This is a genomic window from Rhizobium esperanzae (genome assembly GCF_002204185.1).
In the GTDB taxonomy this organism is placed as follows: Bacteria; Pseudomonadota; Alphaproteobacteria; order Rhizobiales; family Rhizobiaceae; genus Rhizobium; species Rhizobium esperanzae.
Map to the genome: position 1 here is coordinate 218,950 of NZ_MXPU01000008.1, position 26,693 is coordinate 245,642.

Below are 26,693 nucleotides of genomic sequence, written 5' to 3' on the forward strand. Positions count from 1 at the left end.
GGGATATGGGAGATGGTGCATCAGCCTCATCATCTGCTGACACCGTCAAATACGGCTTAGCGGTAAAGAAAGAACCGACGCCGCGCGCGGCTTCGATGCTTGTTCCGAAGCGTGTGGTCTCCCGGAATGGCTTGACAGAAAATAGCCGAAGATGGGCGCTCGGTTGAAACGCGGGCGCCCGCCGGGACAATTCAGCGGCCGTTTTTTTGTCGCCAGGCCTGGTATTTCTGCTGATGTTCTTCCTTGGTGCAGGGGTAGAGGCCGATGATCGTTTCCCCAGCCTTGACCTGCTCGAGCACGAAGTCCTCGTAGCTTTCCATATTGGTGCATTCGTCCGCAAGTTCATCGGCCAGATGCGCCGGGATGACCATGACGCCGTCGCGGTCGCCGACCAGGACGTCACCGGGAAACACGGCGACATCGCCGCAGGAAATCGGCACATTGATATCGAGCGCCTCGTGCAAGGTTAGATTGGTCGGCGCCGACGGCTTGGCGTAATAGGCCGGCATATCAAGCGCCCCGATCCCCTCGGCATCACGAAAACCGCCGTCGGAGACGACGCCCGCCGCACCACGGAGCGCCAGCCGGGTGATCAGGATGGAACCGGCTGTCGCCGCCCGCGCGTCCTTGCGTGCATCCATCACCAGCACGTGCCCCGGAGGGCATGTCTCCATCGCGACTCTCTGGGGGTGATTTGGGTTCTGAAAGACCGTGATCGGATTGCGATCTTCACGGGCCGGAATATAGCGCAACGTGAATGCCTGCCCGACCATCACCTCGGCCTTGGGCGCCACGGGCACGACCCCCTGGATGAACTGGTTTCGAAGGCCGCGCTTGAAGAGGGCAGTGGCGATCGATGCGGTGGAGATCGTCTTGAACTTCGCGCGTGTCGCCTCGCTCAGCACGTAATCGGTCATTCTCATTCCTTCCTCAATAAATATCCGGTTCGCCGGCGCTTTTGCCGAAACCCGTCTCAAGAAAATCGAAGTCGCAGCCCTGGTCGGCCTGGGTGACGTGGCGAGAAAACATCCAGCCGTAGCCCCGCTTGAAATGCGGCTCTGGTGCCTTCCATGCATCTCGGCGTCGGGCGAGTTCGGCCTCGTCCACCAGCATGTCGAGCCGGCGGTTCGGCAGATCGAGGCGGACGATGTCGCCGGTCCTCAGCAGCGCCAGCGGGCCGCCGATATAGCTCTCCGGCGACACGTGCAGAATGCAGGCACCGTAGGAGGTGCCGGACATGCGCGCGTCGGAAATGCGCAGCATGTCGCGATGACCTTGCTTGATCAAAGCCTTTGGGATCGGCAACATGCCCCATTCCGGAAAACCCGGTCCACCGAGCGGCCCGGCGTTGCGCAGCACGAGGACGTGGTCGGGGGTGACATCGAGATACTCGTCATCGATCGCCTTCTTCATCTCGGGATAGCTGTCGAAAACCAGCGCCGGCCCTTGATGCACATGGAACCTCGGATCACAGGCCGCCGGCTTCATCACTGCGCCGTTGGGGCAGAGGTTGCCGCGCAGGACGGCGAGCGATCCCTCGTGATAGACCGGGTTCGAAAGCGGCCGGATGACATCGTCATTATAGACCTCTGCGCCGATCAGGTTTTCGCCCATGGTCTTTCCGGTGACGGTCATGGCCGTCAGGTCGAGCCGGTCCTCGAGCTGTTTCATCAGCGCCCGCAGCCCGCCCGCGTAGAAGAAATCCTCCATCAGATAGTCCTTCCCTGAGGGGCGGACATTGGCGATGAGCGGCGTCACCCGTCCCAGCAGGTCGAGATCGTCGAGCGTCAGGTTGATGCCGGCACGCCTGGCCATCGCGATCAGATGGACGACGGCGTTGGTGGAACAGCCGGTGGCCATGGCGACGATCGCCGCATTGCGGCATGCCGCTTCCGTGACGATCCGCTCGGGCGTCAGATCCTCCCAGACCATCTCGACGGCGCGGCGCCCGCAGGCGGCCGACATCCGCTGGTGGTTGGCATCAACGGCAGGAATGGACGAGGCCCCCGGCAGCGTCAGCCCCATCGCATCGGCAATCGCCGTCATGGTGCTGGCGGTTCCCATCGTCATGCAGGTGCCGGCCGAGCGGGCGATGCCGCCTTGAACGCCGAGCCACTCGGCATCGGTGATGTTGCCGGCGCGGCGCTCGTCCCAATATTTCCAGGCATCCGAGCCGGAGCCGAGGATTTTGCCGGCGTAATTGCCGCGCAGCATCGGCCCGGCCGGCAGGTAGATCATCGGCACGCCGGCCGACAGCGCCCCCATGACGAGGCCGGGCGTAGTCTTGTCGCAGCCGCCCATCAGCACGACACCGTCGAGCGGATGCGAGCGGATCGTCTCCTCCGTCTCCATCGCCAGCATGTTGCGGTAGAGCATGGAGGTCGGCTTCGTGAAGCTTTCGTCGACCGACAGCGACGGCATTTCAACCGGGAAGCCGCCGGCCTGCGAGACGCCGCGCTTCACATACTGCACACGCTCCTTGAAGTGGGAGTGGCAGGTATTGAGCTCGGACCAGGTGTTGAGGATGCCGATGATCGGCTTGCCGCGAAAATCCTCCTCGGCATAACCGAGCTGCATCATGCGCGAGCGGTGGCCGAAGCTGCGCAGATCATCAGGCGCGAACCACCGCGCGCTTCGCAGCAAATCCGGCGTTTTTCTGTGTGTCATGAGGATACCTTCTCGGGATGGGAAAATCGCATTTGCGGCTATTCCTTCATTCCCCATTTCTGGATGGTGTGGCGCTCGATCGTCTGGAAGACCAGGTTTTCGACGATCAGGCCGATGATGATCACGGTCAAGAGGCCGGCGAAGACTGCCGGAATATCGAGAAGGTTGCGGTTCTCGAAGATGAACCAGCCAAGGCCTCCCTGGCCCGAGGAGACGCCGAAGACGAGTTCGGCGGCAATCAGCGTGCGCCATGCGAAGGCCCAGCCGATCTTCAGGCCGGTGAGGATGGAGGGGAAGGCGGCCGGCACAAGGATCCGCAACACGTAGGAAATCCCTGTCAGGCCGTAATTCGCGCCGACCATGCGCAAAGTGCGCGATACGCCGAGGAAACCGGAATGGGTATTCAGCGCCACTGCCCAAAGGACCGAATGCACCAGCACGAAGACGAGGCTGGACGCGCCAAGGCCGAACCAGATCAGCGCCAGCGGCAGGAGCGATATGGCCGGCAGCGGGTTGAACATCGCCGTCATCGTCTCGAGGAAATCCGTGCCGATGCGTGTGTTGATGGCGAGCACAGTCAGGAGTGCGGCGAGCACGGTGCCGAGCGCATATCCCATGAACAGGATCTGCAGCGTCGTCCAGATGCGGGCCGGCAGCGTACCATCGGCGAAACGGTCGACCAGCGTGACGATCGAGTCGCTGAGCGTCGGGAACAGAAGCGGATTGTCGAGATAGGAGGCGTAGAGCTGCCAGACGATTGCCAGCGTGAGGATCAGCAATGTCTTGCGCAATGCGCCGACGCCCCAGAGCGTTTCGAATGCACTGAGCCTCTGTTCGACCGGTTTGACGTTGTCGTAGGGCTTGGCGGCCTCGACATCGGGCGCGAGAATGATGTTTGCGGACAACATGGTTCTATTCCTTGTGGCCGGGTTCCGAGGAGAACAGCAGGTTATGGATGTCGCGCTCGAGCGCCGCGGCGCTGCCGTCCTCATGGCTGACCTTGTCGACATCGACTACTTCGGCCTTGACCCTGCCGGGGTGTGGTGACAGGAGCAGGATCCGGTTCGAGATCTTGATCGCTTCGGCAATCGAATGGGTGACGAAGATGACTGTGAACTTGGTGTCTTCCCAAAGCTGGAGCAGCTCGTCCTGCATCTGCCGGCGGGTGAGGGCATCGAGCGCTGCGAAGGGCTCGTCCATCAGGAGGATATCCGGCTGCATCGCCATGCCACGGGCAATGGCGACGCGCTGCTTCATGCCGCCGGACAGCGTGTGGGGGTAGCTGTCGACGGCGCGGGTCAGCTTCACCTTGTCGATATAATCGCGTGCCAATGCCTCGGCTTCGCCCTTCGGCAGCTTGCGGGCGACCAGCAGCGGGAACATGACGTTCTCGAGCACGGTTTTCCAGGGCATGAGCTGGTCGAACTCCTGGAAGACCATCATGCGGTCAGGCCCCGGACACTTCACCTGCCGCCCATTGATATGGATGGAGCCAGCAGACGGCGTCATGTAGCCGCCGACGGCTTTCAGAAGCGTTGACTTGCCGCAGCCGGACGGACCGAGCAGCACGAACCTGTCGGATTGGCTGACGGAGAAACTGACGCCCTCGGTGGCGGTGACCAACAGGTTCGGGGTCTTATAGCGCAGCGTCACATTGTCGACCTTGAGGAGGGGCTCTCTCTCGGCCGCCGGCGCGGTCTCGTTGCCGGTGCGGGCAATGGCCTGAAGCATTGGAATTACTCCTTGAAGAGGGGGAGCGGCGGGTTTAAGCGCCGCCGCCCTGGTGCCGTCAGTTGCCGTTGAGATAGGCGGAGTCGGGCAGGTAATAGTCGGTCCAGGCTTTCGGCATGGTCTTGAGCGTACCGATCTTGTGCAGATGCTCGGCAAACTTCATCGTGCCCTGCGGGTCGGTGCGCCATTCATCCATGCCCGGTTCCTTCAGCATGGCGAGCAGATCATCGAGGCTGGCCTTGTCCCCCGACACCGTCTTGTAGGCTTCGAGGGCTGCCTTGGGATCCTTCTTGATGAAAGCGACCGCTTCTTCCGTCGCTTCGCGCAACGCCTTGACGATCTTCGGGTTGGCATCGGCAAATGCAGTGGTGGTAAAGAAGGTCGCCTGGGTCAGCGCACCTCCTAGGATCTCCTTGGAATCGGTCACCCTATGCACGCCTTGCTGCTTCAGCTCGATATATTGGAAAGGCGGCGCCGAGAAATGGTTCTTAACCTCGTGGTTCGGGTTGGCGATTGCAGCAACCGCGTCCGGATGTCCGAGTTGAACGGTGTTTGCATCGAATGTCTTGACCTTGTCCTCACCGAACATCTTCGCCGCGGCCATCTGCAACAGGATGGCCTGCGTGGACACTCCGACCGTCGGCACGGCGATCTTGTCGGATGGGGTAATGTCCTTCAGCGACTTGATGCGCGGATCATTGCTGACCATGATCACCGGCTGCGCGGAGCTGGTGATGATCCCCTTTACCTTTCCCCTGGTGCGGTCCCAGAGCAGAAGCAGATTGCCGGTGCCGGTATTGACGACGTCGACGTTGCCGGCAAGCAAGGCATCCGTCTGAGCGCCGCCGCCGCTGAAGGTTCGCCACTCGACGGTCACATCAGCCACACCCTCGGCAGCCGCATGCTTTTCGATCAGCTTCTGCGTCTCCATGACATGGCTGGCGAGATAGAGAATGCCCGGCTGGCGGGTGATCGAAATAGCGGTCTTCTCTTGCGCCTGGCTCGCCGAGGCAAGGCCAAGCGTCACGGCCGCAGCCACAAGACAATGTTTTAGAATTTGCATCTGGTCCTCCCAAAGGATGCGGGCATCAGCCCTCTGCCGCCTTTCCCGAGGCGGAATTTAGTCATTGAAGCACTAATGCATCAGTGCATCAACCCTGAAAATGTGGTTTAGTCGGTTTGCACGACGCAAAAACAGAGCAGGGACATGAGCGGAATGGTTCGGGAAAGCCAGTTGGATCGATCACGACAGGTGGCGCTGCAGATCCACGAGATATTGCGGGCAAGGATACTGACGGTTCAACTTGCGCCAGGGACGGTATTGTCGCGCGCGTCGCTCCAGCTTGAATTCGGTGTGAGCCAGACCCCTGTGCGCGATGCCTTGATGCGACTTCAGGAGGAGGGGCTTGTCGAAGTCTATCCCCAATATGCGACTGTGGTGGCCAAGATCGACACCGACCATGCGAGGCAGGCACAGTTTCTGCGACTGTCGATCGAACTCGAGGCGGTGCGGCGGCTGACCGAGGAGGTGCCGGGTGAGACGGCGGCGGAGCTGGGCGAGATTCTTGCGCGGCAGAAGTTGGTTCGGTCTCCCGAAACCTACGACATCTTCGACGACATTGACCGCGATTTTCACCGGAAGCTCTACGAGAAGGCGGGCATATTGCAGCTCTGGGCCAATGTGAGGCGCCAGAGCGTGCATCTCGATCGGTTACGGCGACTGAACCTCCCCATGCCGGGCAAGATGCAGACTGTCCTCGCCGACCATGAAGCAATCGTTGACGCCATCGCCTCGGGTGATCCTCATGCGGCGACGGCAGCGCTCAGAAAACATCTGTCAGGCACGCTGTCGATCATTGATGTGATCAGAGCCCAATATCCGAACTATATTCGCGGCTGACGCACCAGCGGCGTCAGCCCGGCTCTCGTAAACGTCAAACACGCGTCCGGCGCAATCTACCGGCGTCATCTCTTAACGAGAGCCGGTCTAAGCTACGCCGCGTTATGGTTCAGCTTGGTGGTATATTGTCACTGGTTTGGTTTCCGCAGCGCCTCAACTTCCTCGGAAACGCGATCTTTGATCTCGTCGTGAGCTTCGGAAGCAACCAGACGCGTCTGGTATCGTACCGCCACCAATGACATTGCTCGCGCGATCGTCCCTAAGATCGAGAAAGATGGAGAACGCCAGCATGTCCGATGGATTGCGCAAAAGAAGCTCGACTACCGCTTCGCAAAGAATTGATGTTCTTGAACGCACCAATCTAGCCGCCCGGGAAGTGCTCGCCGAGGAGCGACGCCGCCGGGAAGCCAAGACTGTGCGGCTGCGCCAAGCGCGGCTGCAAGCAGAATAGGAGGACCGACAGATTTGACTTCATCCAGTCTTTGCGCGCAGCTGTCGAGAGTTCCATAATGCGTCTTACGCCACATTCTACAATTTCAGATTGCACCCCTAGTTATCGGTACATTCTGTCCTGGCATTCAGAATGGTCGAGGCAATATCGGCAAAACCAAGTCCTGCAGGCTGGGAGGAAATCCACCTCGGCGCATGCTGCAAATACGGAAGAACAGGAAGGATATTGCCGACGCCGAAAGAATTTCGGATGAAACCGAACATTGGCGAATCGTTTCGAGAATCGCCGACGAACGCCGTGACGGAGGGCAATTCAGCGGGGTCGACCTCGAACATGCCGGTCAGGAGGCGTTCGCTCATGGCGCGTTTGTCATAAACGCCTATCCAGGTGTTGATGTGGATGGAACTGATGGCGACGGTGCCGCCGATTGCCCTGATATCGGATGCCAGATCTTCGACCTCGCGGGTATCATGATTCTGAATGTCGATTGCCACGTCAGCCAGGCGGAACACCTGGTCGTGAGCGATCTTGAAGGTGCCGCCTTTTTCCGAGATCAGCTTTTCGATGGCACCAAGATGCTGGCGTTGACGCTCGCCCTGCAGTGCGCCGTTCTCCCAGTATTCGAAAACAACCTCACCATTGCGGCGCATGACGGCATAAGCGCCGCTTTCGCCGATGACCGCGGCAACCGGCCAGGCACGGACGATGTGTTCGCACCAGCCGGCAGAACCACCCGTGACCGGCACGATGGCGATGCCGGCCCGGCTGAGCTCCCAAAGGGCCTCATAGGTAGACGGCAGAAGCTTGCCTTCCGTCGTCAGCGTATCGTCGATATCGGTGAAGAGATAACGCACGTGCCGCAGTTCCTGCGCAGAGGGTGCCAGATCTACGAACGTCATGTCATGTCCTCGCAGGTGACCACCTCCATGCTGCTCTCGGCCAGCACAGCAGCGACCGACGGATCAGGCGGCGGCCGGTCCGTGTAAAAGCGGGTGATTTTATTGAAAGGCGCTACGCGCACCGCCGCGTGGCGGGTCCATTTGCTGACGTCTGCGGCCAAAAGACGTGTTTGCGAATTCTCCAGAAGCGCATTGGTGATCTGCGCCTCGCTATAGCTGAAGTCCATCAGGCCGTTCACCGGGCTCAGGGCACCGGCACCAACGACTGCATAGGTCGCATAGAATTTTTCCACGAACTTGATCACATCGCTACCCACCACGTCGCGGTCGTCATGGCGCAGCAGACCGCCGGTGAGATGGACCTCGACACTCGGCGATTCGCAAAGAGTGAGAGCGACATGGATATTATTGGTGATAACGGTCAGCCCCTGGTGATCGCGCAACGCCTCTGCCACGAATTGAACCGTACTGCCGATCCCCAGGAATACCGTCGCATCCGGGCCTATGTCGGCGGCGACCCGCTTTGCGATCAGCCGCTTGGCCCGACGGTTCAGTTGGGCACGGGCGTTCAGCGAAATATTGCTGCCTTCGACCGGCACGTCGACACCGCCGTGAAAGCGGCGGGCGTGCCCGAGATCACACAGGGCATTGATATCACGGCGGATCGTCTGGGTCGTCAGATCGTACCGGCGCGCCAGATCATCGATATATTGGACGCCCTCCGTTTCGATCAGCGCAAGTATTTCGCGTTGTCGGCTCGATATGACCCGCTGCCCCATCACTATTTCCTATGAGAGATAGACACTCGGGTCGTCTGTTATCACACCGGTCAAGCCGGCAGGCCAAAAAGATGCGAGCAGCTTCGGGTCGTTGCAGGTCCAAGCCCGCACCTTGATTCCCCGGTGCGCCGCCTCCTCAAGGAAACCGATGCTGAGAGACTTGTAACCAAGATGAACCGTTCCTGCGGGAATTGATTTAAGACAATCGCTCCAGTCATCCGGCAGTTGACTCCACAACATGGCAAGCTCGTAACTCGGATCGATTTCGTGCATGCGCCTGAGCGCCGCCGCGTCGAAGCTCGATATCATGATCTTGGTCTGCGGCGCGCGCGCCCTCAGATGTTCGTCAACGGTCTTCACCAACTGCTCGAGAGATTTGTGATGCGGATGCTGCTTGATCTCGACATTGGCATTTAGACCCAGTTCCCCCAAGGCGGACACGGCCGCGGCAAGAGTCGGCAAGGGCTCGCCCCTGAAGCGAGGATCGAACCAGGCGCCTGCATCGATCGTCTCGAGATCGGCTGCAATGAAGTCGCCGAGATTGCCCGTCGATGAGGAGCAACGGTCGACCGACATGTCATGAATGACGACGGCCGTTCCGTCACCCAGAAGCGCGACATCGAGCTCGACCCATTCGGCTCCCTGCTCGGCGGCCGCGCGGAAAGCGGCGATCGTGTTTTCCGGCGCGATGGCCGATGCGCCTCGATGTGCCTGAACCTCGCTGCGGGAGGGTCCGAAGCTTCGCTCTGATTCCTTCATTGACTCATCTCTTTCGTCGTTTCTCGCGGCCGGACTTGCTGGATGGCCCTGGCCCATGGCCGCATCTCAGTCCGTGCGTCTGCCGGTCCTGCTGTTGAAGGGGTGCATCTGATCGATGCGGGCAAAGACATCGATTCTGGCGGACTCGGCAAAGTCCGGCCGCCCTGGAACGGTCAGGACAATCGTCTGCTGGCCCTCGCCCAACCTAACATGCAGGTGGCTTTCGCCGCCGATCGGCTCGAGCAATTCGACGATCGCGTTCAGGCGAATAGAAGGCTCGGCAGGCTTTTCAACCAGCAATGCATCCGGCCGAAGCCCGACCGTATCCGTTCCTTCTGGCAAAGCGAGAGTTCCCCCCGACTCGGTCGCATGGAACATCTCAATCGGCACGAGATTCATCGGCGGGGAGCCGATGAAACCGGCAACGAACAAACTTGCCGGACGGTCGTAGACTTCGACCGGCGTTCCCACTTGTTCGACCAGTCCGCCATTCATGACGACGAGCCTGTCGGCAAGCGTCATCGCTTCGAGCTGGTCATGGGTCACGTAGATGCTGGTGGTCTTCAGGCGGCGTTGCAGCCGGCGTATTTCAACCCGCATCTGCACACGCAGCTTGGCATCGAGATTGGAGAGGGGCTCGTCGAAAAGAAACGCCGCCGGTTCGCGCACGATGGCCCGTCCCATCGCGACGCGCTGGCGCTGTCCTCCCGACAATTCACGCGGCTTGCGATGGAGCATTGGCCCGATTTCGAGGATGTCGGCCGCTTCTTTGACGCGGCGATCGATTTCCGCTCGCGCCGTACCCCGATTCTTCAATCCATATTCAAGGTTTCCGCGCACCGTCATATGCGGATAAAGCGCATAATTCTGGAAGACCATGGCGATATCGCGTTCGGCCGGTTCCGCCTTGTTGACGTTGCGGCCACCAATCTCGACCCGGCCGTCGGTGATCGACTCCAACCCGGCGATCATGCGCAGCAAGGTTGACTTGCCGCAACCGGAAGGGCCGACGAGCACAATGAATTCGCCGTCTTCGACAGCCAGGTTGATGCCTTTGACAGCAGGAACCGAACCATAGTTTTTCTTGACGTCGACAATATTGATCGGGGCCATTTCATTTCTCCGTTTCGACCAGGCCTTTGACGAAAAGGCGTTGCATGGCGACGATGACGAGGACGGGCGGCAAGGCGGCCAGAATGACCGCCGCCATGACGAGGTTCCAGCGCGGCTCGGCGTCCGCGACCGCGGCCATGCGCTGGATACCCATGACGACAGTGTAGAGGCTCTGGTCGGTCGTAACGATGAGCGGCCACAGATACTGGTTCCAGCCGAGCACGAACAGGATAATGAACAAGGCTGCGATATTGGTCACCGACAACGGCAACAGGATATCGCGGAAGAATTTCATCGGCCCCGCCCCGTCGACGCGCGCAGCCTCCATCAGCTCGTCGGGCACGGTGAGGAAAAACTGTCGAAACAGGAAGGTGGCCGTCGCCGACGCGATCAGCGGAATAATGAGCCCGCCATAATTGTTCAGCATTCCGAGGTCTGCGACCACCTTATAGGTCGGCACGATGCGCACCTCGACCGGCAGCATCAGAGTGATGAAGATCATCCAGAAGGCGAGCGTGCGAAAGGGAAATCGGAAATAGACGATGGCGAAGGCAGAAAGGATGGAAATGGCAATCTTTCCAACTGCAACACCGACGGCCATGATCAAAGAATTGATGAGCATCGGCCCGATCGGCGGCGCGCCGGAACTCGTCATTCCCGATGATAGCATGGTCGAATAATTCTCGAGGATGTGCGGTCCCGGCGCCAGCGGCACGACACCGGACAGGAAGTCGTTGGGGCCGTGGCTCGATGCGATAAAGGCGATATAGACCGGGAAGATCACGATCGTGACGCCGAGGATAAGGACGATGTGAGCCAGGAAATTCAGGAAAGGACGATTTTCAACCACCTTTGACGCTCCTCAATATTGCACGCGGCGTTCGATGAAGCGGAACTGGACCGCGGTAAGAGCAACAACGATGATCATGAGTATGACCGACTGCGCCGCCGAGGAGCCCAGGTTGAGGCCGATGAAACCGTCGAAATAAACCTTGTAGACGAGGATTTCCGTGGCGCGTGCCGGTCCGCCTTGCGTCGTCGCATGAACGATGCCGAAAGTGTCGAACATGGCGTAAACGATGTTGATGACGACCAGATAGAAGGTTGTCGGCGAGATCAACGGGAAGACGATCGTCCAGAAGCGCTTCACCGGCCCGGCGCCATCGATGGCACCGGCTTCCTGGAGCGAGCGCGGCACGGATTGCAGCGCGGCCAGGAAAAACAGAAAGTTATAGGAAATTTGTTTCCAGGTGGCGGCGATCACGATCAGGACCATCGCGTTATCCGGGTTGATCAGATGGTTCCAGCTGATCCCCATGCTGCGAAGCATATAGGCAACGATGCCGATCGAGGGATTGAACATGAACCACCAGAGTATGCCGGCGATCGCAGGCGCGACGGCGTAAGGCCAGATCAGCAAGGTCGAATAGATGCGGGACGTCCGCAGCACACGCATGGCCGCGGCGGCCAGAGTGAGTGCAATCGTCGTCGACAAGATCGTCACCGAAACGGCGAAGACCAGTGTGTGGCCAAAGGCGTCCATATAGAGTGGGTCGGCAAACAGCCGGCGATAATTCTGGAACCAGACGAAGTTCGTTTTGAAACCGAACGCATCCTGGCGAAGGAACGATTGCCAGAAGGCGGTTGCGGCCGGCCAAAGAAAGAAGACGACGGTTATCAGAAGCTGGGGAGCAATAAGCAGATACGGCAAAATCCTATTGGGAAAGACGGTTCGTTTCGTTTGCATGGGCCCTCACAGAATGATGGAGAGGCAGGGCCGGCTAGGCGGGCCCTGCCCCGAGCCCTTAGTTGGCGGATTCGAAATCGCGAAGCTGTTCGTTGCCGCGCGCGACAACGGAATCGAGTGCTTCCTTTGCGGTCTTCTTGCCGCCGAGCAATGCCGCGAATTCGTCATCGATGATGCCGCGGACCTGAACGTAATTGCCGAACCGGATGCCTTTGGAATTTTCGGTCGGCGTCACCCGCGTCAGCTGCTTGATGCCGACATCTGCACCGGGGTTCTTTTCGTAATATCCCTGCTCCTGGCTCAGCTTGTAGGCAGCCTCGGTGATCGGCAGATAGCCCGAGAACTGATGCCAGTCGGCCTGAACTTCCGGCTTCTGCAGATAGGTATAGAATTTTGCCACACCCTTATATTCTTCTTCCGGGCGCCCCTTCAGCGTCCAGAGTGTGGCGCCGCCGATGATCGAGTTGAGCGGCTGCTTGATGACGTCGTCATAGTAGGGAAGTGGCGCAAAACCGACCTTGAAGGCTTTGGCATTGTTGATGACGCCCGCCCGGCCAGCGGACGAGTTCATGTACATCGCGCATTCCTGCGAATAGAACATCGGAGGCGCGTTATCACCGCCGACCGGCCCGCCGAATTTGAAGAGCCCTTCGTCCTGCCACTTCTTCAGGTTCCCCCAATGGCGGATCGTCAGATCATTGTTGAAGGTGAACTCCGCATCCAGGCCGCCGAACCCGTTGGCCTTGGTGGAATAAGGCTTGTCGTGCAAGGCGTTGAGATTTTCCGTCTGAATCCAGGAGATCCAGGCACTGGTGAAGCCGCATTTGGCGGCGCCCGACTTGATGATCGTGCGCGAGAAGGCCTCCACCTCGGCCCATGTCTTTGGTGGCGTCTCCGGATCGAGCCCGGCTTTCTTGAAGACATCCTTATTGTAATACATGATCGGCGTCGACGAATTGAAGGGCAGCGATAACACGTTGCCGCTGGTGTCGGAGTAGTAGCCGACCACCGGCGCAATGAACTTGTTCTGGTCCCAGGGCTCGCCTTGGTCCTTCATCAACTGATACACCGGATAGACCGCGCCCTGCGCTGCCATCATGGTGCCGGTGCCGACTTCATAGACCTGCACGATGGCCGGCTGTTGGTTGGCGCGGAACGCAGCGATGGCGCCCGTCAGCGTCTCGTCGTAGGTGCCCTTGTAAACCGGCACGATTTCATAGTCGGATTGAGACGCGTTGAAGCCCTTGGCAATTTGCTCCAGCTTCGCGCCGTTCTCGCCACCCATCGCGTGCCACCACTGGATCTTCGTGGCGGCCATCGCCGGAACGGACAAGGACAGGCTGGTCAATCCTGCGGACAGGAAAAAAGCGATCTTGTTCATAATCTCTCCCACTTCTCTCGGTCCGCAGCCTCCCGCTCCAGACGCGTGGATGGTAGCAGCCGAGTTTCACTTTGCAACAACGGAATGTTCAAATGAACATTTGAAGCGCTCGTAAACCGAAGGCCGCACGGGCCTCTTGCTCCACAAGCGTGATTGGCTCGCATGGACTTCCCCATCAGCCGCTCGGATGCTCGATACAGTGTTCAAATGAACGTCTTGTGTCAGTTGCCGGCAGAAATACCATTTCTTAGCGGGAACGCAGACTTTGCCGCAGCACCGTTCCATCCTCGGCGTGAAGCTCAGCGAAAGATGGGCGCGCACGGCTGCGCGGGCGCGAGGTCGATACCCGCGTCATCGACCTGTTTTCGCACAATGGAATGCTGATGATTGTTTCTTCCAAATGAACTAAACTCGTGCGCTAGCTTTCTCTAGCTGACATTCGTCGGATCATCATCATGAATATCAGGCAGATGACCGAGATCGCCGAGCAGTGGCTAACGACATTCATTCTGAACGAATGGACGTTCTTTCAGCTTGCGATCATCGTGGCGGGCTTGGGTTTTGCCTCCTTACTTGCGTCACGCACAGAGCCTGCGATGGAGGCAAAGGCGCGCCTGATCAAGGGTAATCCAGACCTTCTTCGGGTCATCATTGCTCCTATGCGCCGGATGATGTGGCTTTTCCTTGTCGGTTGGTTGTGGCTCGCCAATGTCTTGCTGAGCAAGAGCGCATGGCCTTCACAACGCTGGCTTGTGTCCACGGCTCTGACGCTGGCAGCGGCATGGTTCCTCATCTCCGTCCTGACCAAAATCATCCGCAACCCAACGCTGTCACGCGCCGTTGCGATCGGCAGCTGGAGCTATATCGCTCTTTATGCGGTCGGGCTTGACGGCCCGGTTCTATCTGCTCTTGACGGGCTCGCGATTAATTTAGGTGCGGTGAGACTCTCGCTTCTGCTTGTGCTCAAAGCCCTCGTGCTGGCGATCGCCTTGATCTGGTTGGCCATCCTCGTTGGCAATATGCTTTCCCACTGGGTTCAGCGGTCGGCCGACTTGTCGCCTTCCATCAAGGTGTTGATCAGCAAATGCATCAAAATCAGCCTGATCATAATCGCTGGAGCCATCGCTTTGTCGGCGACCGGGGTCGACCTGACGGCGCTGACCATTTTCTCAGGCGCAGTCGGCGTCGGAATAGGCTTCGGCCTTCAAAAAGTCGTATCGAACTTCATATCCGGCATAATCATCTTGATCGACAAGTCGATCAAGCCGGGTGACACGATCACCCTTGGCGACACGTTCGGATCGATCCGTGACCTGCGCTCGCGGTTTGTTTCCGTCATCACCCGAGATGGCAAGGAGTACCTCATTCCAAATGAAGACTTCATATCGCAGCAGGTCGTCAACTGGTCGTTCTCCAGTGATTATGTACGAATCGACGTTGACTTCGGGACGTCCTATAACAGCGATCCGCATCAGGTCGTTAAAATCGCCATTGCGACAGCATCGACCGTGCCCCGGGTCGCAAACCAATATAAGCCACCCGTCTGCTGGCTGACCGCCTTTGGCGCTTCGTCCCTCGACTTTCGGCTTCGCTTCTGGATCTCGGATCCAGCGAACGGGCTGACGAATGTTCGTGGACAAGTCCTGATGGCGCTGTGGGATGCCTTCAAGAAAGCTGGCATCTCTATCCCGTTTCCGCATCATGAAATCATCATGAAAAGCCCTATAGAGATCAAACAACCGGAGTGATTTCGGCCGGAATTGACCCTTGCAAGCACTTCAGACGGCTTCGACACGAGCCTTGCGCCACGCTTCAAACCGCTCGAGCGTCTCTTTATTAGGGGGATAGACGCCGAGTGTCGATTTACCGGATTCGATCTCCAGCTTGAGGAACTCTTCCTGCTCCTCCATCGCGACGGCCTCATCGGCGATTTCGCTCACATATTCGCGAGGAATGATGACGACGGCTTCGCTGTCTCCGAACACGATGTCGTCCGGGTAGACCGCAACGCCGCCGCAGGCAATCGGCTGGTTCATATCCGATGCGTGATGGGCAACCAGATTGGCGGGCGCTGCCGGCCCGAGGCAATAGGTGGGAAGCCCGAGCTGGGCGATATCGGCAGTGTCGCGAACGCCTCCATCGAGCACGAGACCGGCGCAGCCGCGATAGATAAGGCGACGAGCCAGTACCGCGCCAATGCCGGCGATCTCGGCCATCGAGCGGCAGTCGAACACGAGGACGTGGCCCTCCGGTATCGTGTCGATCGCCTTGCGCTGCTGGTTGGACGGATCGGAACTATAGGTCGAACCGTCGATATCCTCGCGGGCCGGAATATAACGGACGGTGACGGCCGGACCGATCATTGGTTTTTCGGCCGCCGCAAGCGGCCGCACGCCACGAACAGCGGTGTTCCTCAGCCCCCGCTTCAGCAGCAAACTGCTGAGACTCGCCGAATTCGTCTGCAAAAGTTTGGCATAAACCGATGGGTCCAAAGCGGTCATAAGATCCCTCCCCTTGTTCGGCAAAAGATCTACCACATCAAAGTGATTGTTCAATAGTGGATTTACAGTTTCTTATTTGGACAATGGATGGAGCCCATTGATGGTTTTCATCAGCGTAGCAGCCGCCTCCAGGACCTCGCGCCGGATCGACCGAGCCCGATCCGGTGTTGCCTCTCCAATGAACGGCACGCTGACGGTGGCGATCAGACGACCTTGATCATCGAATACCGGCGCGGCGAAGGCGCGCAAGCCGAGATTGGATTCCTGATTGTCTTCAGCATATCCATTGCGGCGAATTTCCACCAGCGCCTCTTTCAGCGCCTCCGGATCGTTGATCGTATAGGGCGTCTTGGCCTCCAGCCCGCCGGCGCAGTAGGCTTCGGTTTCACTATAGTCCGAATAGGCCAGAGCAAGCTTGCCTGCGGCTCCGACGTGCTTGCGCGAGCGCCCACCGACCTTGATAAACAAAGCGTAATCGCCGGGACTCGAAGCGGCAAATATCGTCATCATCTCACGTCCCTCGGGCACGGCCAGCTTGAAGGATTCCATGATCCGCTCCGCCGCCGCCGCCAGGATTGGCCTTGCCGCCTCAATCAGCGTCACCCGATCGGCACCGGGCGAGATCCGCCGGGCAAGCTCGACGAATTTCGGCCCGAGCTCGTAGGAGGCTCCGCCATTGACCCGCGCGACCAGGCCGTGCGCGGTCAGCGAGTTCAAAATGCGATAGACCGTCGAACGGGGCACGCGCAACTGATCGACCAAAGCGCCAAGCGAGATGCCCGTTTTCGCATCGGCCACCGCCTCAAGCAGATGCGCCGTCTTTTCCACCACCGGAGAACCATGCTTCGGTTCAATCATGAACTTCATATTCCATTGCAGAATTAATCTTCTTGACTTGCCCGGCGTCGACAACCATCTTGTCCACCGCAAGTGTCGTATTTGACACTACGCGCTTGCGGGAGGAAGTAAAGTCGATAGAGCGCCAAAGAGCTCCTGCGTAGCCGAACGGCTGCCACGAAGCGCATGCCGGCGTGGAACGGGAGGAGGATTTCATGACGACAAGGAATATTCACGCATTACGCATCGGGCTTGCGATCTCCCTGGCGGCGGGTATCGGAATGCCCATCTACGCCGCCGGGGACAAGCTGACGGTTGTGGTGACGGACGAGCCGAAGTCGCTGGATCCCTGCGACACCGATCTTTCGGGAAACTCCCGCATCCTGCACAACAATATCACCGAAGCACTGGTCAACCTCAGCCCGGCAGACGGATCGGTCGTTCCAAGCCTTGCCACCAGCTGGCGACAGGTCGACGACCTGACCTGGGAGTTCAAGCTGCGCGAGGGCGTGACGTTCCATGACGGCAAGCTGTTCGATTCCAACGCAGTCGTCGCCGCCGTCAAGCGTGCTCAAGACCCGGCACTGGCCTGTGAAGTCGGACTGGCCACCTTGAAGGGCGTCAAGCTCAATGCGGTGGTCGTCGACCCGACGACCGTCCTCATCAAAACCGACGTCGTCGAGCCGATCCTGCCGAACAAGATGTCTGCCGTCGACATCGGTTCGCCGGCGACCCCGCACGACGGCAAGACGCGCAGCCCGGCCGGAACGGGGCCTTACAAGCTGGAAGCATGGACGCCAGGCCAGTCCGTCACGCTGACGGCCTATGACGGCTATTGGGGCGATAAGCCGGCGGTCAAAAACGCGACGATCATCTGGCGTGCCGAATCCGCCGTTCGTGCGGCAATGGTGGAGACCGGCGAGGCGCAGATCGCTTACGAAATCGCGCCGCAGGACGGCACGAGTAAACAGGATCAGGCCTTTCCGAACGCTGAAACGTCGCTGCTGAGGATCGATGCCCAGGTGCCGCCGCTCGATGACAAACGCGTGCGTGAAGCGCTCAATCTCGCGATCGACCGGGACGGCCTCGTCGGAACCATTTTCCATGAGGACGCCCAGAAGGCAATGCAGGTCGTGCCGCCTTCGGTGTTCGGCTTCAATCCCGACATTCCCCTCTGGACCTATGATCCGGAAAAGGCGAAGTCGCTGCTTGCTGCGGCCAAGGCCGATGGCGTGCCGGTCGACAAGGAGATCGTCATCTACGGTCGCATCGGCATATATCCCAACTCGTCGGAAAGCCTGGAGGCCATTCAGGCGATGCTTGCGGAGGCTGGTTTCAACGCGCGGCTTGAAATGCTCGAGACCAGCCCATGGCTGAAACGGCTCCTGAAGCCGTGGGACAAGGAACGCCAGCCGTCCATCCTGCAGACGCAAATCGACAATGCCGAGGGGGATGCGGTGTTCACCCTGCCCAACCGCTTCACCACCGACGGCAATCAGTCGACAATCGCAGACGCCAAGCTCGACAAACTGATTGCCGATGGGTCGAAGGCAACCGGCGACGAGCGCAAGAAGCTGTTCCAGGAGGCGTTCCGATACATCGCCGTCGATGCGGTCAATATCGCGCCGCTCTTCCATATGGTCTCGATCGCCCGCGTCGCAAAGGACGTGAACTACACCCCCGATGTGCAGGCCGGCAACGAGATCAAGCTGAAATCGATCAGCTATCACTGATCGGCGATCAGCTACCGCTGACCGAGCCTAACGTCTGTTGCCTGAGGAGAGCGGATGTCGCTGACCTATTTCCTGAGACGTGCGGCCTTCGCGGCGCTCGCGCTTGCTGCCCTGATGACGTCGGCTTTCTTCCTCGTGCGGCTGACGGGTGATCCCGTCAATCTCTATCTGCCCGTCGACGCCTCGGCTGCGGCGCGCGAAGCCATGCGCGTCCGTCTCGGGCTCGATCGTTCGCTTGTCGCCCAGTTCTTCGACTGGGCCTGGGATATGCTCCGCCTCGATTTCGGGACGTCTCTCTGGCACAATCGCCCGGCCATGGACGTGGTGCTGGAAGCGCTGCCGAACACGTTGGCGCTCGGCGCCATCGCGTTGGCACTGGCCTTTGCGGCAGCGATCGTCGTCGGGTCGATCGCGGCGGTGAACGCCGGTGGCTGGATCGACCAGGGCGTCAACGTCCTGTCTCAGGCGGCCGCCAGCGTGCCCGATTTCTGGCTCGGCCTGATGGGCGTGCTTCTGTTCGCGGTCACCTTCCGAATTCTGCCGACATCGGGCTTCGGCGGTCCCGTCTATTGGGTGTTGCCGGTCGCCTGCCTGTTTGCCCGACCTTTCGGAACGCTGGTGCAGATCGTCCGCGGTTCGATGATCGAAGCGTTGAACGCGACATTTGTCCGGACGGCGCGCGCCAAGGGTGCCCGCGACGGGCGCGTGACCTTCGTGCATGCACTGCGCACCGCTCTCCTTCCGGCGGTCACGGTGACGGGCGACCTCGCCGCCCAGTTCGCCGGCGGCGGCGGCGTCGTCGAAGTGGTCTTCGGCTTTCCGGGCATCGGCAAACTTCTGATCGACGGCATCCTGAAACGCGATTTCGCCATCGTTCAGGCATCGATCTTTGCCGTCGCCGTCGTCATCTTCTTCATCAACATCCTGGTCGACATGCTCTATGCCTCGATCGATCCGCGCGTGAGGGTCGAATGAGCGACACATCCGCCGAGTTCCTCCCTGCGCCAGAGCGCCGCGGCCGGCGCATCGCCTGGCTCATGCGGGCGCTCACGGGTGACCCGATGGCGGTCGGGGCCACCGTCTGGCTGCTGATCGTCGTCCTTGCCATTGCCGCTGACAGCCTTTCCCTCCTCGGCGAACACCGCATCTCGCTCAAGGCGCGCAACCTGCCACCCTTCGGCTTCAGGCAATCCTGGACCTTGTGGCTGGGCGCCGATGCGCTCGGGCGCCCGCTCCTCGTCCGCCTCATCGAGGCCGCGTCGACAACCATCGGCATCGCCCTCGTCACCGTATTGACGAGCCTCACCGGCGGGACGCTGCTCGGCGTGATCGCCGGTTATTTCGGCGGCATCGTCGGCAGCCTCATCATGCGGATCTGCGACATCATCCTCGGCTTCCCGACGCTGCTGGTGGCCCTGTTCGGCCTCTATCTGTTCGGCCCGAGCGTCAGCAATCTTGTCATCGTGCTCGCCGTGACCCGCATGCCGGCCTATATCCGCGTTGCACGAGCCGAAACGCTGGAGGTCCGCGAGAGGCTCTTCGTCGATGCGGCGCGCGTCTTCGGCGGCGGGCCTGTCTGGATCCTGCGCACGCACATTGTCCCGAGCGTCGCGCCGACAATGCTGACGCTCGCCTCCGTCAATCTCGCCATGGTCATGCTGTTCGAATCCGGGCTCAGCTATCTGGGGCTCGGCATCCAGCCGCCTTCGGTCAGCTGGGGGCTGATGGTCGCACAGGGCCAGGGCTACCTGTCGTCTGCCTGGTGGCTCAGCTTCTTCCCCGGCCTCGCCGTCATGTTCACCACCATGTCTTTCAACCTTCTCGCCAACTGGTTCCGGATCGTCAACGATCCGTCGCAGCACTGGCGGCTTGTGAGCCGGAGGCGCTGATGGCCCTTCTCGACGTCAAGGATCTTCAGGTCAGCTTCGACACGGCTGCCGGCCGCATCCTCGCCCTCAACGGCGTTTCCTTTTCGCTCGAGCGCGGCGAGGTTCTGGCGCTGCTGGGAGAGAGCGGCTCCGGAAAGTCGGTGACCGCCTCGGCCATCATGGACCTCGTTCCCAACCCGCCCGGTGCGATCGACCGCGGATCGATCCGCTTCGAGGGAACCGAGTTGCTGCAGCTTCCGCGCAACGAACGGCGTGATCTCTGCGGCAACCGGATCGCTCTCATCTTTCAGGACGCGCTGGCCTCGCTCAATCCGGTCTATCCGGTCGGCTGGCAGATCGCCGAGATGTTCCGCATCCACGGGCGCAACCCGGAAGGTGGTATGGAAAATGCGGTGATCGACCTCCTGACGGCGATCGGCATTCCCGACCCTGAACGTCGCGCCCGGCAATATCCGCACGAATTTTCCGGCGGCATGCGCCAGCGCATCATGATCGCGATGGCGGTGGCGCTCGAACCGGACATCATCATCGCCGACGAGCCGACGACGGCGCTCGATGTGACGATCCAGGCACAGGTGGTCGATCTGCTCCGCACCATCCGCGAACGCAGCAATGCCGGCATGATTTTCATCACCCACGATCTTGGCGTGGTGGCCGAGCTCGCAGACCGTGTCGCGGTCATGTATGCCGGCCGCATCGTCGAAACCGCGAGCGTCTTCGAACTCTTCGACGATGCCCGGCATCCTTACAGCGTCGGACTGCTTGCCTCGCAGCCGCGCATCGACACCGACGAGGACGAACTGGTCCCGATCCCCGGCTCTGCCCCCAATCCTGTCGCCCTGCCTTCCGGCTGTGCGTTCCGAACGCGCTGTCCGCGCGCCGCGGCTGTCTGCGCCGAGCTCGCGCCTCACCTTGAAACCGTGGGTCCAGGCCGCCAGGCCGCCTGCCACTTCCCGGTACTGCCAGCATGACCGAACCTCTTCTCAAAGTGCAAAACCTCTCCCGGCACTTCGGCAGTGGCGCAACAGCCGTGCGCGCCGTCGACGATGTCAGCTTCGACATCGCTCACGGTGAAACACTCGGCCTCGTCGGCGAAAGCGGATGCGGCAAGACTTCGCTGGTGCGTACGCTCCTGAAGCTCGGGCCGGCAACGAGCGGCAGCGTCCGGCTCGACGGCGTCGAGATCACTGAGGCAGGCGGCCGCCAATTGCATGATTTGCGCCGAAAGATGCAGGTTGTCTTCCAGGACCCCTACCAGTCGCTCAATCCGCGCCTGCGGGTCGACCGACTGATCGCCGAACCCTGGGCGCTGCATCCCGGTGTGCTGCCGAAGTCCCGGTGGCGGGAGGAGACGATCAGGCTGCTCGAATCCGTCGGATTGCGCGCCGAACATGCGGAACGCTATCCATCGGAATTTTCAGGCGGCCAACGTCAGCGGCTCGGCATTGCGCGCGCTCTGACGCTTGATCCGACACTCCTCGTCTGCGACGAGCCGGTCTCGGCCCTCGATGTGTCGGTCCAGGCGCAGGTCGTCAACCTGCTCGCCAGGCTGAGGCGCGAGCGCAATCTGGCGATGCTCTTCGTCGCCCATGATCTGGCCGTCGTGCGGCATGTCTCGGACCGGGTGATGGTTATGTATCTCGGCAAGATCATTGAAACAGGACCGAAACACTCGATCTTCAGTGCGCCGGCCCATCCCTACACCCAAGCCCTGATGTCGGCCGTGCCGACACCGGATCCGCGGCTTCGCGGACACCGCAGGCGCATCGTCCTGAAAGGCGACCTGCCAAGCCCGGTCGATCCGCCGAGCGGATGCCGTTTTCGAACACGCTGCTGGAAGGCGACATCGATCTGCGCCGAACAGGAGCCGGCCTTGAAGAACAGGACGGCAGCTGCCGGACTGCTGACCGCCTGCCACCACGCCGATCCGGATCTTTCCACGGCCGCCGCCTGAGCCTTGTCGGAGCGGCTGATCGCGGCGAACACCTCGCCCCTGCTATCCGAGGAGACGCGGTTCCTCCTGCGGTCGGTCGGCGTTCTCCGTCACGCCGGTTTTCCGTGCACGCAGGTATTCGCCAACACGTTCGCGGCCCATAGGTTTGGCGAACAAATAACCCTGCAGCGTGTTGCAGCCCATTTCCAGCAAACACATCGCCTGCCGATGGCTCTCTACGCCTTCCGCCGTGACTTTCATATCAAGCTTCCGCGCCAGATTGAGCACCAGTTCAACGATTGCGAGGCTCGATTCATCCACGAGCATCGTGTCGATAAAGCTCTTGTCGATCTTGATGATATCGACCGGCAGGCTTCGCAGATGCGTCAGCGATGCATAGCCTGTCCCGAAGTCATCGAGCGCCACTGTCAGGCCTTTTTTGCGCAAACGTTGCAGGGTTGTCGCAACGGTATCTTCCAGGCCCTGCAGGAAGACCGTTTCCGTCACCTCCAGCACAAGCTTGTCCAGCGGAATGCCTCTTGACGCAAAGGCGGCAACGATCCGGGTTTCCAAGTCGCCCCTCATGAAATCGGAGGCGCTTATATTGAGACCGACCCGCCCGAATTCCAGCCCGCGGTCGATCCAGCTTCGAATGTCGACCGCGACCCGTTCAAGCATGCGGGTCGTAATGTGGTGGGTAACGCTTGAATCTGTGAACGCCTCGTGAAATTGCGCCGCCGACACGATTGAACCATCCGGACGCTGCATTCGCACAAGCGCTTCAAACGCCCAGACCTGACCGTCGGCACAACCAACGATCGGCTGATAGTGTGGCACCATCCGATGTTCGGTAAGAGCCGCTTCCACCTCCCGCACGATCTGAATGCGTCGCGCGATCCTCGAACGCAGGCTCGGCTCGTAGTGTACATAGCTGCCGCGCCGCGTTTCTTTGGCATGATAGAGGGCGAAATCCGCGTTCTGCGAAAGCGTTGCGGCATCCATCATGCCCTCCGAAATTGCCCCACCCACAGTTATCGTCGGATTTATCGTCGGTCCCGCAACCTGCAGCGGGCGACCGATATATTCGATCAGGTGGCGCGCGAGCGAACCCATGCGGCGTACGCTTGCGGGCGCGTCCAGGACAACGGAGAACTCATCGCCGCCAAGGCGAAAGACCTTTCCTCGCTTTCCCAAGCGTTCATCCAGACGTGAGGCCACGCCTTTCAGCAGCAGGTCACCTGCCGCATGGCCAAGGATATCGTTCACTTGCTTCAGGCGGTCGACGTCGATCAGCAGCAAGCCGATGGAAGGAACGTCGGCCGCTGTGAGCCGCTCCATATGAGCATTGTAGGCTGCCCGGTTGGCAAGTCCGGTCAGAGGATCGACATTGGCCGCCTGGAGCAAACGTTGCTCATAGCGCACTTTTTCGGAAACATCCTGAACGATGCCGAACAAACGACTGGGCTCGCCGTTCAAGCGTTCGATATCGCTAACCACGCGAACCCAGCGTTCCTCGCCTTCCGGCGTTACGATGCGATATTCCCTGTCGATTCCGGCCCCGGAGCCATTGAGGACATCGCCAATCCTGCGTCTGACGCTTTCACGCTCTTCGGGAGCATAGCAGCCGATCACCTCCTCGGAGGTCATGCGTTTGCCGACCGGCAATCCGACGGTGCGGTAAATCTGGTCCGACCAGATGATCGTGCCGGTGCTGAGATCCATCTCGAAGCCGCCGACCTTGGCTGAGCGTTCAGTCTGCTCGAAGCGAGCCTGCTTCAGTTCCAATTCGCGTTGCTGCTCTCTCAATAGGCTTTGCTGACGATGTTCCCGGATCAGGCCGACGACCACGCGTGCCAAACTGCGAAGCTGTTCAAGATCCCGATCGCCGAAGCGGCGGTTCTTCGTGTCGAGGACGCAGAAGCTGCCATAGCAGGTCTCCCCTTCCGAAAGCGGCACTCCCGCATAGAACCGGACCGAACGCTCCCTAACGAAGGTGTTTCCGGAAAAGCGAGAATCCTTGTCGGCGTTTTCGACGACCAGCGGTGACTTCGTTTGTACGATATGGCTGCAGAAGGAATGCTCGCGCGGCGTCTCTTTCAAAAAGAGACCGTGCTCGGCCTTGAACCACTGCCGATCACCGTCGACGAACGAAACCAACGCCATCGGCATGTCGAACACACTGCAAGCCAGCCGCACGATAGCATCGAACTCTTCCGTCGGCGGCGTATCGAGAATGCTGGCCTGGTGGAGGAGATTCAATCTCTCATCTTCTGAAAGTGACATGCGACCTTGGGCTCCTCGCAGCGCTTGATGACGCGGAGTGAAACCCTTCATGGGTCGTAGAAGCGGAAGAACTAGCCGCTGACGCTCTATAGAATTGCATAATCTGGTTGCCAAATATTGAATCTGTTGACATATAGTTTTGGTCGTAAGGCGTCCTGCCGAACGAGATATTCTCGTCTGGTGATAAGATCCTGAAGTATCTGATTGGCCGCCAGCGACCTTCAAAAAACATAGGCCACGCGGCTCGCATCCGTGTAACGCGCTTAGCCGACTTCGCCTTTACGAGCGCCTAAGACGGCTTGAACATGAGCCTTTGATGCCTCCGTCTTTTTCTTTGTAAATTCCGACATACATTAAATACTATGTACGTTCCGCCGATTGGCAAGCGGGGATTGAGGTGTTGGCGATGGCAACCGCCAATCTTCACTTTGTTGTTTTTGATGCTTTCAGCTTGGGGCTTCGGCATACCGTCGGCGTCTGACCGCGCGACTGTCGTCCTCAAGGTGAATGGCGCCATTGGACCTGCTATAGCTGACTACGTGGTACGAGGCATTCAGCGTGCTGGCGAACGTGAAGCGGTCTTGATCGTCCTGCAAATGGATACACCAGGCGGTCTTGACACCTCCATGCGGGAAATCATCCGCGCGATCCTTGCCTCGCCGGTGCCTGTCGCGAGTTTCGTCGCGCCAAGCGGGGCACGGGCTGCCAGCGCCGGCACCTATATTCTCTACGCAAGCCACATCGCGGCAATGGCCCCTGGGACCAATTTGGGTGCTGCCACACCAATCGCGCTCGGCGTAAAGCCTTTTGGCGGTGATGAGGAACCCGAAAAGAAACCGAGCGAACCTAGTGGCAAGCAACCGGAAGCTCCAGGCAATGCCCATGAAGCAAAAGCCGTTAACGACGCAGTCGCTTACATCCGTGGGCTTGCGGAATTGCGCAATCGCAACGCCGACTGGGCAGAGCGTGCTGTCCGCGAAGCTGCGAGCCTTTCATCCACAGCGGCAGTGCGCGAACAAGCCATCGATTTCATCGCTGCTGATGTCAACGATCTCCTTGCAAAGGCGCAGGGCCGCATGGTGCGGGTCGGTCAAACGGAGGTCCGGCTCGATACCGCCGGTTTGGCCGTGCAGGAATTCGAGCCGGACTGGCGCACGCGCCTGCTTTCCGTCATTACCGATCCGAACATCGCAATCATCCTGATGATGGTTGGTATCTATGGCCTGATCTTCGAATTTCTCGCACCCGGGACAATGCTTCCTGGCACGATCGGCGGCATCTGCCTCCTCCTCGGTCTCTATGCCCTGGCATTGCTGCCGGTGAGTTTTGCCGGCCTTGGGCTTATTTTGCTCGGCGTAGGATTGACTGTGGCTGAGGCGCATTCGCCAAGTTTCGGCGCATTTGGCATTGGCGGCGGGGTAGCCGTGATCCTGGGAGCAACCATCTTGTTTGATACCGATATACCCGGCCTGGAGGTGTCGCGCCCCCTGCTGGGCGCAATTGCAGTTGCGACTCTCGCCTTCAGCCTTGTCGTTGCTCGCCTGGCATTCACCTCGCGCTTTCGGCCGGTTGCCACCGGTGCAGAGGAGATGATCGGTATTTCCGGTAAAGTTGAGAGTTGGACGGGGCTCACGGGGTACGTCATCGCGCATGGCGAACGCTGGAAGGCCGTTTCCGCCGAACCCCTTGTCGCCGGTGACCCTGTCAGGGTGACCGGCCGCAACGGGCTGGCGCTCGAGGTCACCAGCCGTCCTAAGAACACCTAGCGGCACGCAAGAACGCAGGAGGAGAAGCCATGGATATGTTTGCAGATCTTGCCTTCTATTTGGTGATCATTGTCATTGCGGTCGCCATCCTCGCATCGGCGGTTAATATCCTGAGGGAATATGAACGCGGCGTCGTGTTCACACTTGGCCGCTTTACCGGAGTCAAGGGACCCGGCCTGATTCTGCTCATCACCTATGTCCAGCAGATGATCCGAGTCGACTTGCGCACGCGCGTACTCGATGTCCCCAGCCAGGACGTCATCTCCCATGACAATGTCTCGGTTCGTGTCAGCGCGGTGATCTATTTCAGGGTTATTGACCCTG

At 59.9% G+C, this 26,693-nt stretch carries 25 protein-coding genes; 10 read left to right on the forward strand and 15 right to left on the reverse strand.

What is annotated here, in order from left to right; all coding sequences use genetic code 11:
- Window positions 1-191: 191 nt before the first annotated feature.
- The 5 genes from B5E41_RS14720 to B5E41_RS14740 are packed head-to-tail and all read right to left on the reverse strand — an operon-like array spanning window position 192 to window position 5,461.
- On the reverse strand, window positions 192-917 hold the full coding sequence (locus tag B5E41_RS14720) for a ribonuclease activity regulator RraA (protein WP_088394697.1): 726 nt from the start codon (window positions 915-917) through the stop codon (window positions 192-194).
- Window positions 918-930: 13 nt separating this feature from the next.
- Window positions 931-2,667 carry an L-arabinonate dehydratase gene (gene araD / locus B5E41_RS14725; protein ID WP_088394699.1) on the reverse strand — a complete coding sequence of 579 codons (1,737 nt, stop codon included), beginning with the start codon at window positions 2,665-2,667 and terminating at the stop codon, window positions 931-933.
- 38 nt (window positions 2,668-2,705) lie between these two features.
- Window positions 2,706-3,575: an ABC transporter permease gene (locus B5E41_RS14730; protein ID WP_088394701.1), complete on the reverse strand. Its 870-nt coding sequence runs from the start codon at window positions 3,573-3,575 to the stop codon at window positions 2,706-2,708.
- A gap of 4 nt (window positions 3,576-3,579) precedes the next feature.
- Entirely contained in the window at window positions 3,580-4,398 is an 819-nt protein-coding gene (locus B5E41_RS14735) for an ABC transporter ATP-binding protein (RefSeq protein ID WP_088394703.1), read from the reverse strand.
- A gap of 58 nt (window positions 4,399-4,456) precedes the next feature.
- Complete coding sequence (locus B5E41_RS14740; RefSeq protein ID WP_088394705.1) at window positions 4,457-5,461, reverse strand: ABC transporter substrate-binding protein; 1,005 nt, start codon at window positions 5,459-5,461, stop codon at window positions 4,457-4,459.
- Window positions 5,462-5,605: 144 nt separating this feature from the next.
- Between B5E41_RS14740 and B5E41_RS14745 the strand changes: the two genes are divergently transcribed.
- Complete coding sequence (locus B5E41_RS14745) at window positions 5,606-6,298, forward strand: GntR family transcriptional regulator (protein WP_088394707.1); 693 nt, start codon at window positions 5,606-5,608, stop codon at window positions 6,296-6,298.
- 274 nt (window positions 6,299-6,572) lie between these two features.
- Window positions 6,573-6,749, forward strand: a complete 177-nt coding sequence (locus B5E41_RS31700; protein WP_176439385.1) for a hypothetical protein — start codon at window positions 6,573-6,575, stop codon at window positions 6,747-6,749.
- 98 nt (window positions 6,750-6,847) lie between these two features.
- Here the strand turns inward: B5E41_RS31700 and B5E41_RS14750 are convergent, their stop codons facing one another.
- The 7 genes from B5E41_RS14750 to ugpB form a co-directional block, all read right to left on the reverse strand.
- Window positions 6,848-7,648, reverse strand: a complete 801-nt coding sequence (locus B5E41_RS14750) for an HAD family hydrolase (RefSeq protein WP_088394709.1) — start codon at window positions 7,646-7,648, stop codon at window positions 6,848-6,850.
- Complete coding sequence (locus tag B5E41_RS14755; protein ID WP_088394711.1) at window positions 7,645-8,427, reverse strand: DeoR/GlpR family DNA-binding transcription regulator; 783 nt, start codon at window positions 8,425-8,427, stop codon at window positions 7,645-7,647. The genes B5E41_RS14750 and B5E41_RS14755 overlap by 4 nt, the downstream gene beginning before the upstream one ends.
- 9 nt (window positions 8,428-8,436) lie before the next feature.
- On the reverse strand, window positions 8,437-9,186 hold the full coding sequence (locus B5E41_RS14760; protein WP_088394713.1) for a glycerophosphoryl diester phosphodiesterase: 750 nt from the start codon (window positions 9,184-9,186) through the stop codon (window positions 8,437-8,439).
- 66 nt (window positions 9,187-9,252) lie between these two features.
- The gene (locus B5E41_RS14765) at window positions 9,253-10,299 is read right to left on the reverse strand and encodes a sn-glycerol-3-phosphate import ATP-binding protein UgpC (RefSeq protein WP_088394715.1); all 1,047 of its coding nucleotides are present in this window, start codon (window positions 10,297-10,299) and stop codon (window positions 9,253-9,255) included.
- 1 nt (window position 10,300) lies between these two features.
- Window positions 10,301-11,149 (reverse strand): sn-glycerol-3-phosphate ABC transporter permease UgpE, encoded by an 849-nt coding sequence (gene ugpE / locus B5E41_RS14770; RefSeq protein ID WP_088394717.1) that lies wholly within the window; start codon window positions 11,147-11,149, stop codon window positions 10,301-10,303.
- Between the two features lie 12 nt (window positions 11,150-11,161).
- Window positions 11,162-12,046 (reverse strand): sn-glycerol-3-phosphate ABC transporter permease UgpA, encoded by an 885-nt coding sequence (ugpA, locus tag B5E41_RS14775; protein WP_085861216.1) that lies wholly within the window; start codon window positions 12,044-12,046, stop codon window positions 11,162-11,164.
- Between the two features lie 58 nt (window positions 12,047-12,104).
- Window positions 12,105-13,427, reverse strand: coding sequence for a sn-glycerol-3-phosphate ABC transporter substrate-binding protein UgpB (gene ugpB / locus B5E41_RS14780; RefSeq protein ID WP_088394719.1), 1,323 nt, complete (start codon window positions 13,425-13,427; stop codon window positions 12,105-12,107).
- Between the two features lie 455 nt (window positions 13,428-13,882).
- Between ugpB and B5E41_RS14785 the strand changes: the two genes are divergently transcribed.
- Window positions 13,883-15,175: a mechanosensitive ion channel family protein gene (locus tag B5E41_RS14785; RefSeq protein WP_088394721.1), complete on the forward strand. Its 1,293-nt coding sequence runs from the start codon at window positions 13,883-13,885 to the stop codon at window positions 15,173-15,175.
- Window positions 15,176-15,205: 30 nt separating this feature from the next.
- Here the strand turns inward: B5E41_RS14785 and B5E41_RS14790 are convergent, their stop codons facing one another.
- Window positions 15,206-15,928 (reverse strand): RraA family protein, encoded by a 723-nt coding sequence (locus B5E41_RS14790; protein WP_088394723.1) that lies wholly within the window; start codon window positions 15,926-15,928, stop codon window positions 15,206-15,208.
- A gap of 72 nt (window positions 15,929-16,000) precedes the next feature.
- On the reverse strand, window positions 16,001-16,786 hold the full coding sequence (locus tag B5E41_RS14795) for an IclR family transcriptional regulator (protein ID WP_088394766.1): 786 nt from the start codon (window positions 16,784-16,786) through the stop codon (window positions 16,001-16,003).
- Between the two features lie 194 nt (window positions 16,787-16,980).
- On the opposite strand from B5E41_RS14795, the gene B5E41_RS14800 reads away from it, so the two are divergent.
- The 5 genes from B5E41_RS14800 to B5E41_RS14820 are packed head-to-tail and all read left to right on the forward strand — an operon-like array spanning window position 16,981 to window position 22,341.
- Complete coding sequence (locus tag B5E41_RS14800; RefSeq protein ID WP_088394725.1) at window positions 16,981-18,498, forward strand: ABC transporter substrate-binding protein; 1,518 nt, start codon at window positions 16,981-16,983, stop codon at window positions 18,496-18,498.
- A 54-nt stretch (window positions 18,499-18,552) separates the two neighbouring features.
- On the forward strand, window positions 18,553-19,473 hold the full coding sequence (locus tag B5E41_RS14805) for an ABC transporter permease (RefSeq protein ID WP_088394727.1): 921 nt from the start codon (window positions 18,553-18,555) through the stop codon (window positions 19,471-19,473).
- Complete coding sequence (locus tag B5E41_RS14810) at window positions 19,470-20,387, forward strand: ABC transporter permease (RefSeq protein ID WP_088394729.1); 918 nt, start codon at window positions 19,470-19,472, stop codon at window positions 20,385-20,387. The genes B5E41_RS14805 and B5E41_RS14810 overlap by 4 nt, the downstream gene beginning before the upstream one ends.
- Window positions 20,387-21,358 (forward strand): ABC transporter ATP-binding protein, encoded by a 972-nt coding sequence (locus B5E41_RS14815; protein ID WP_088394731.1) that lies wholly within the window; start codon window positions 20,387-20,389, stop codon window positions 21,356-21,358. Before B5E41_RS14810 ends, B5E41_RS14815 begins: the two co-directional genes overlap by 1 nt.
- Complete coding sequence (locus B5E41_RS14820) at window positions 21,355-22,341, forward strand: ABC transporter ATP-binding protein (protein ID WP_088394733.1); 987 nt, start codon at window positions 21,355-21,357, stop codon at window positions 22,339-22,341. The genes B5E41_RS14815 and B5E41_RS14820 overlap by 4 nt, the downstream gene beginning before the upstream one ends.
- Before the next feature lie 42 nt (window positions 22,342-22,383).
- Here the strand turns inward: B5E41_RS14820 and B5E41_RS14825 are convergent, their stop codons facing one another.
- Window positions 22,384-24,603 carry an EAL domain-containing protein gene (locus B5E41_RS14825; protein ID WP_088394735.1) on the reverse strand — a complete coding sequence of 740 codons (2,220 nt, stop codon included), beginning with the start codon at window positions 24,601-24,603 and terminating at the stop codon, window positions 22,384-22,386.
- Window positions 24,604-24,965: 362 nt separating this feature from the next.
- On the opposite strand from B5E41_RS14825, the gene B5E41_RS14830 reads away from it, so the two are divergent.
- Together B5E41_RS14830 and B5E41_RS14835 are read left to right on the forward strand one after the other, a co-directional pair.
- Window positions 24,966-26,369, forward strand: a complete 1,404-nt coding sequence (locus B5E41_RS14830; protein ID WP_088394737.1) for an NfeD family protein — start codon at window positions 24,966-24,968, stop codon at window positions 26,367-26,369.
- 29 nt (window positions 26,370-26,398) lie between these two features.
- The coding region (locus B5E41_RS14835) for an SPFH domain-containing protein (RefSeq protein WP_245303093.1) at window positions 26,399-26,693 on the forward strand (295 nt) is incomplete at its 3' end.

What these genes read in the sequence shown, in the direction of transcription:
- B5E41_RS14735 (WP_088394703.1), bottom strand. Translation starts at nt 4,398, where the DNA reads ATGCTTCAGGCCATTGCCCGCACCGGCAACGAGACCGCGCCGGCGGCC.
- B5E41_RS14765 (WP_088394715.1), bottom strand. Translation starts at nt 10,299, where the DNA reads ATGGCCCCGATCAATATTGTCGACGTCAAGAAAAACTATGGTTCGGTT.
- B5E41_RS14750 (WP_088394709.1), bottom strand. Translation starts at nt 7,648, where the DNA reads ATGACGTTCGTAGATCTGGCACCCTCTGCGCAGGAACTGCGGCACGTG.
- B5E41_RS14785 (WP_088394721.1), top strand. Translation starts at nt 13,883, where the DNA reads ATGAATATCAGGCAGATGACCGAGATCGCCGAGCAGTGGCTAACGACA.
- B5E41_RS14740 (WP_088394705.1), bottom strand. Translation starts at nt 5,461, where the DNA reads ATGCAAATTCTAAAACATTGTCTTGTGGCTGCGGCCGTGACGCTTGGC.
- B5E41_RS14730 (WP_088394701.1), bottom strand. Translation starts at nt 3,575, where the DNA reads ATGTTGTCCGCAAACATCATTCTCGCGCCCGATGTCGAGGCCGCCAAG.
- B5E41_RS14815 (WP_088394731.1), top strand. Translation starts at nt 20,387, where the DNA reads ATGGCCCTTCTCGACGTCAAGGATCTTCAGGTCAGCTTCGACACGGCT.
- B5E41_RS14720 (WP_088394697.1), bottom strand. Translation starts at nt 917, where the DNA reads ATGACCGATTACGTGCTGAGCGAGGCGACACGCGCGAAGTTCAAGACG.
- B5E41_RS31700 (WP_176439385.1), top strand. Translation starts at nt 6,573, where the DNA reads ATGGAGAACGCCAGCATGTCCGATGGATTGCGCAAAAGAAGCTCGACT.
- B5E41_RS14810 (WP_088394729.1), top strand. Translation starts at nt 19,470, where the DNA reads ATGAGCGACACATCCGCCGAGTTCCTCCCTGCGCCAGAGCGCCGCGGC.
- araD (WP_088394699.1), bottom strand. Translation starts at nt 2,667, where the DNA reads ATGACACACAGAAAAACGCCGGATTTGCTGCGAAGCGCGCGGTGGTTC.
- B5E41_RS14760 (WP_088394713.1), bottom strand. Translation starts at nt 9,186, where the DNA reads ATGAAGGAATCAGAGCGAAGCTTCGGACCCTCCCGCAGCGAGGTTCAG.
- B5E41_RS14745 (WP_088394707.1), top strand. Translation starts at nt 5,606, where the DNA reads ATGAGCGGAATGGTTCGGGAAAGCCAGTTGGATCGATCACGACAGGTG.
- B5E41_RS14755 (WP_088394711.1), bottom strand. Translation starts at nt 8,427, where the DNA reads ATGGGGCAGCGGGTCATATCGAGCCGACAACGCGAAATACTTGCGCTG.
- B5E41_RS14800 (WP_088394725.1), top strand. Translation starts at nt 16,981, where the DNA reads ATGACGACAAGGAATATTCACGCATTACGCATCGGGCTTGCGATCTCC.
- ugpA (WP_085861216.1), bottom strand. Translation starts at nt 12,046, where the DNA reads ATGCAAACGAAACGAACCGTCTTTCCCAATAGGATTTTGCCGTATCTG.
- B5E41_RS14830 (WP_088394737.1), top strand. Translation starts at nt 24,966, where the DNA reads ATGTACGTTCCGCCGATTGGCAAGCGGGGATTGAGGTGTTGGCGATGG.
- B5E41_RS14825 (WP_088394735.1), bottom strand. Translation starts at nt 24,603, where the DNA reads ATGTCACTTTCAGAAGATGAGAGATTGAATCTCCTCCACCAGGCCAGC.
- B5E41_RS14790 (WP_088394723.1), bottom strand. Translation starts at nt 15,928, where the DNA reads ATGACCGCTTTGGACCCATCGGTTTATGCCAAACTTTTGCAGACGAAT.
- B5E41_RS14795 (WP_088394766.1), bottom strand. Translation starts at nt 16,786, where the DNA reads ATGATTGAACCGAAGCATGGTTCTCCGGTGGTGGAAAAGACGGCGCAT.
- B5E41_RS14805 (WP_088394727.1), top strand. Translation starts at nt 18,553, where the DNA reads ATGTCGCTGACCTATTTCCTGAGACGTGCGGCCTTCGCGGCGCTCGCG.
- B5E41_RS14820 (WP_088394733.1), top strand. Translation starts at nt 21,355, where the DNA reads ATGACCGAACCTCTTCTCAAAGTGCAAAACCTCTCCCGGCACTTCGGC.
- ugpB (WP_088394719.1), bottom strand. Translation starts at nt 13,427, where the DNA reads ATGAACAAGATCGCTTTTTTCCTGTCCGCAGGATTGACCAGCCTGTCC.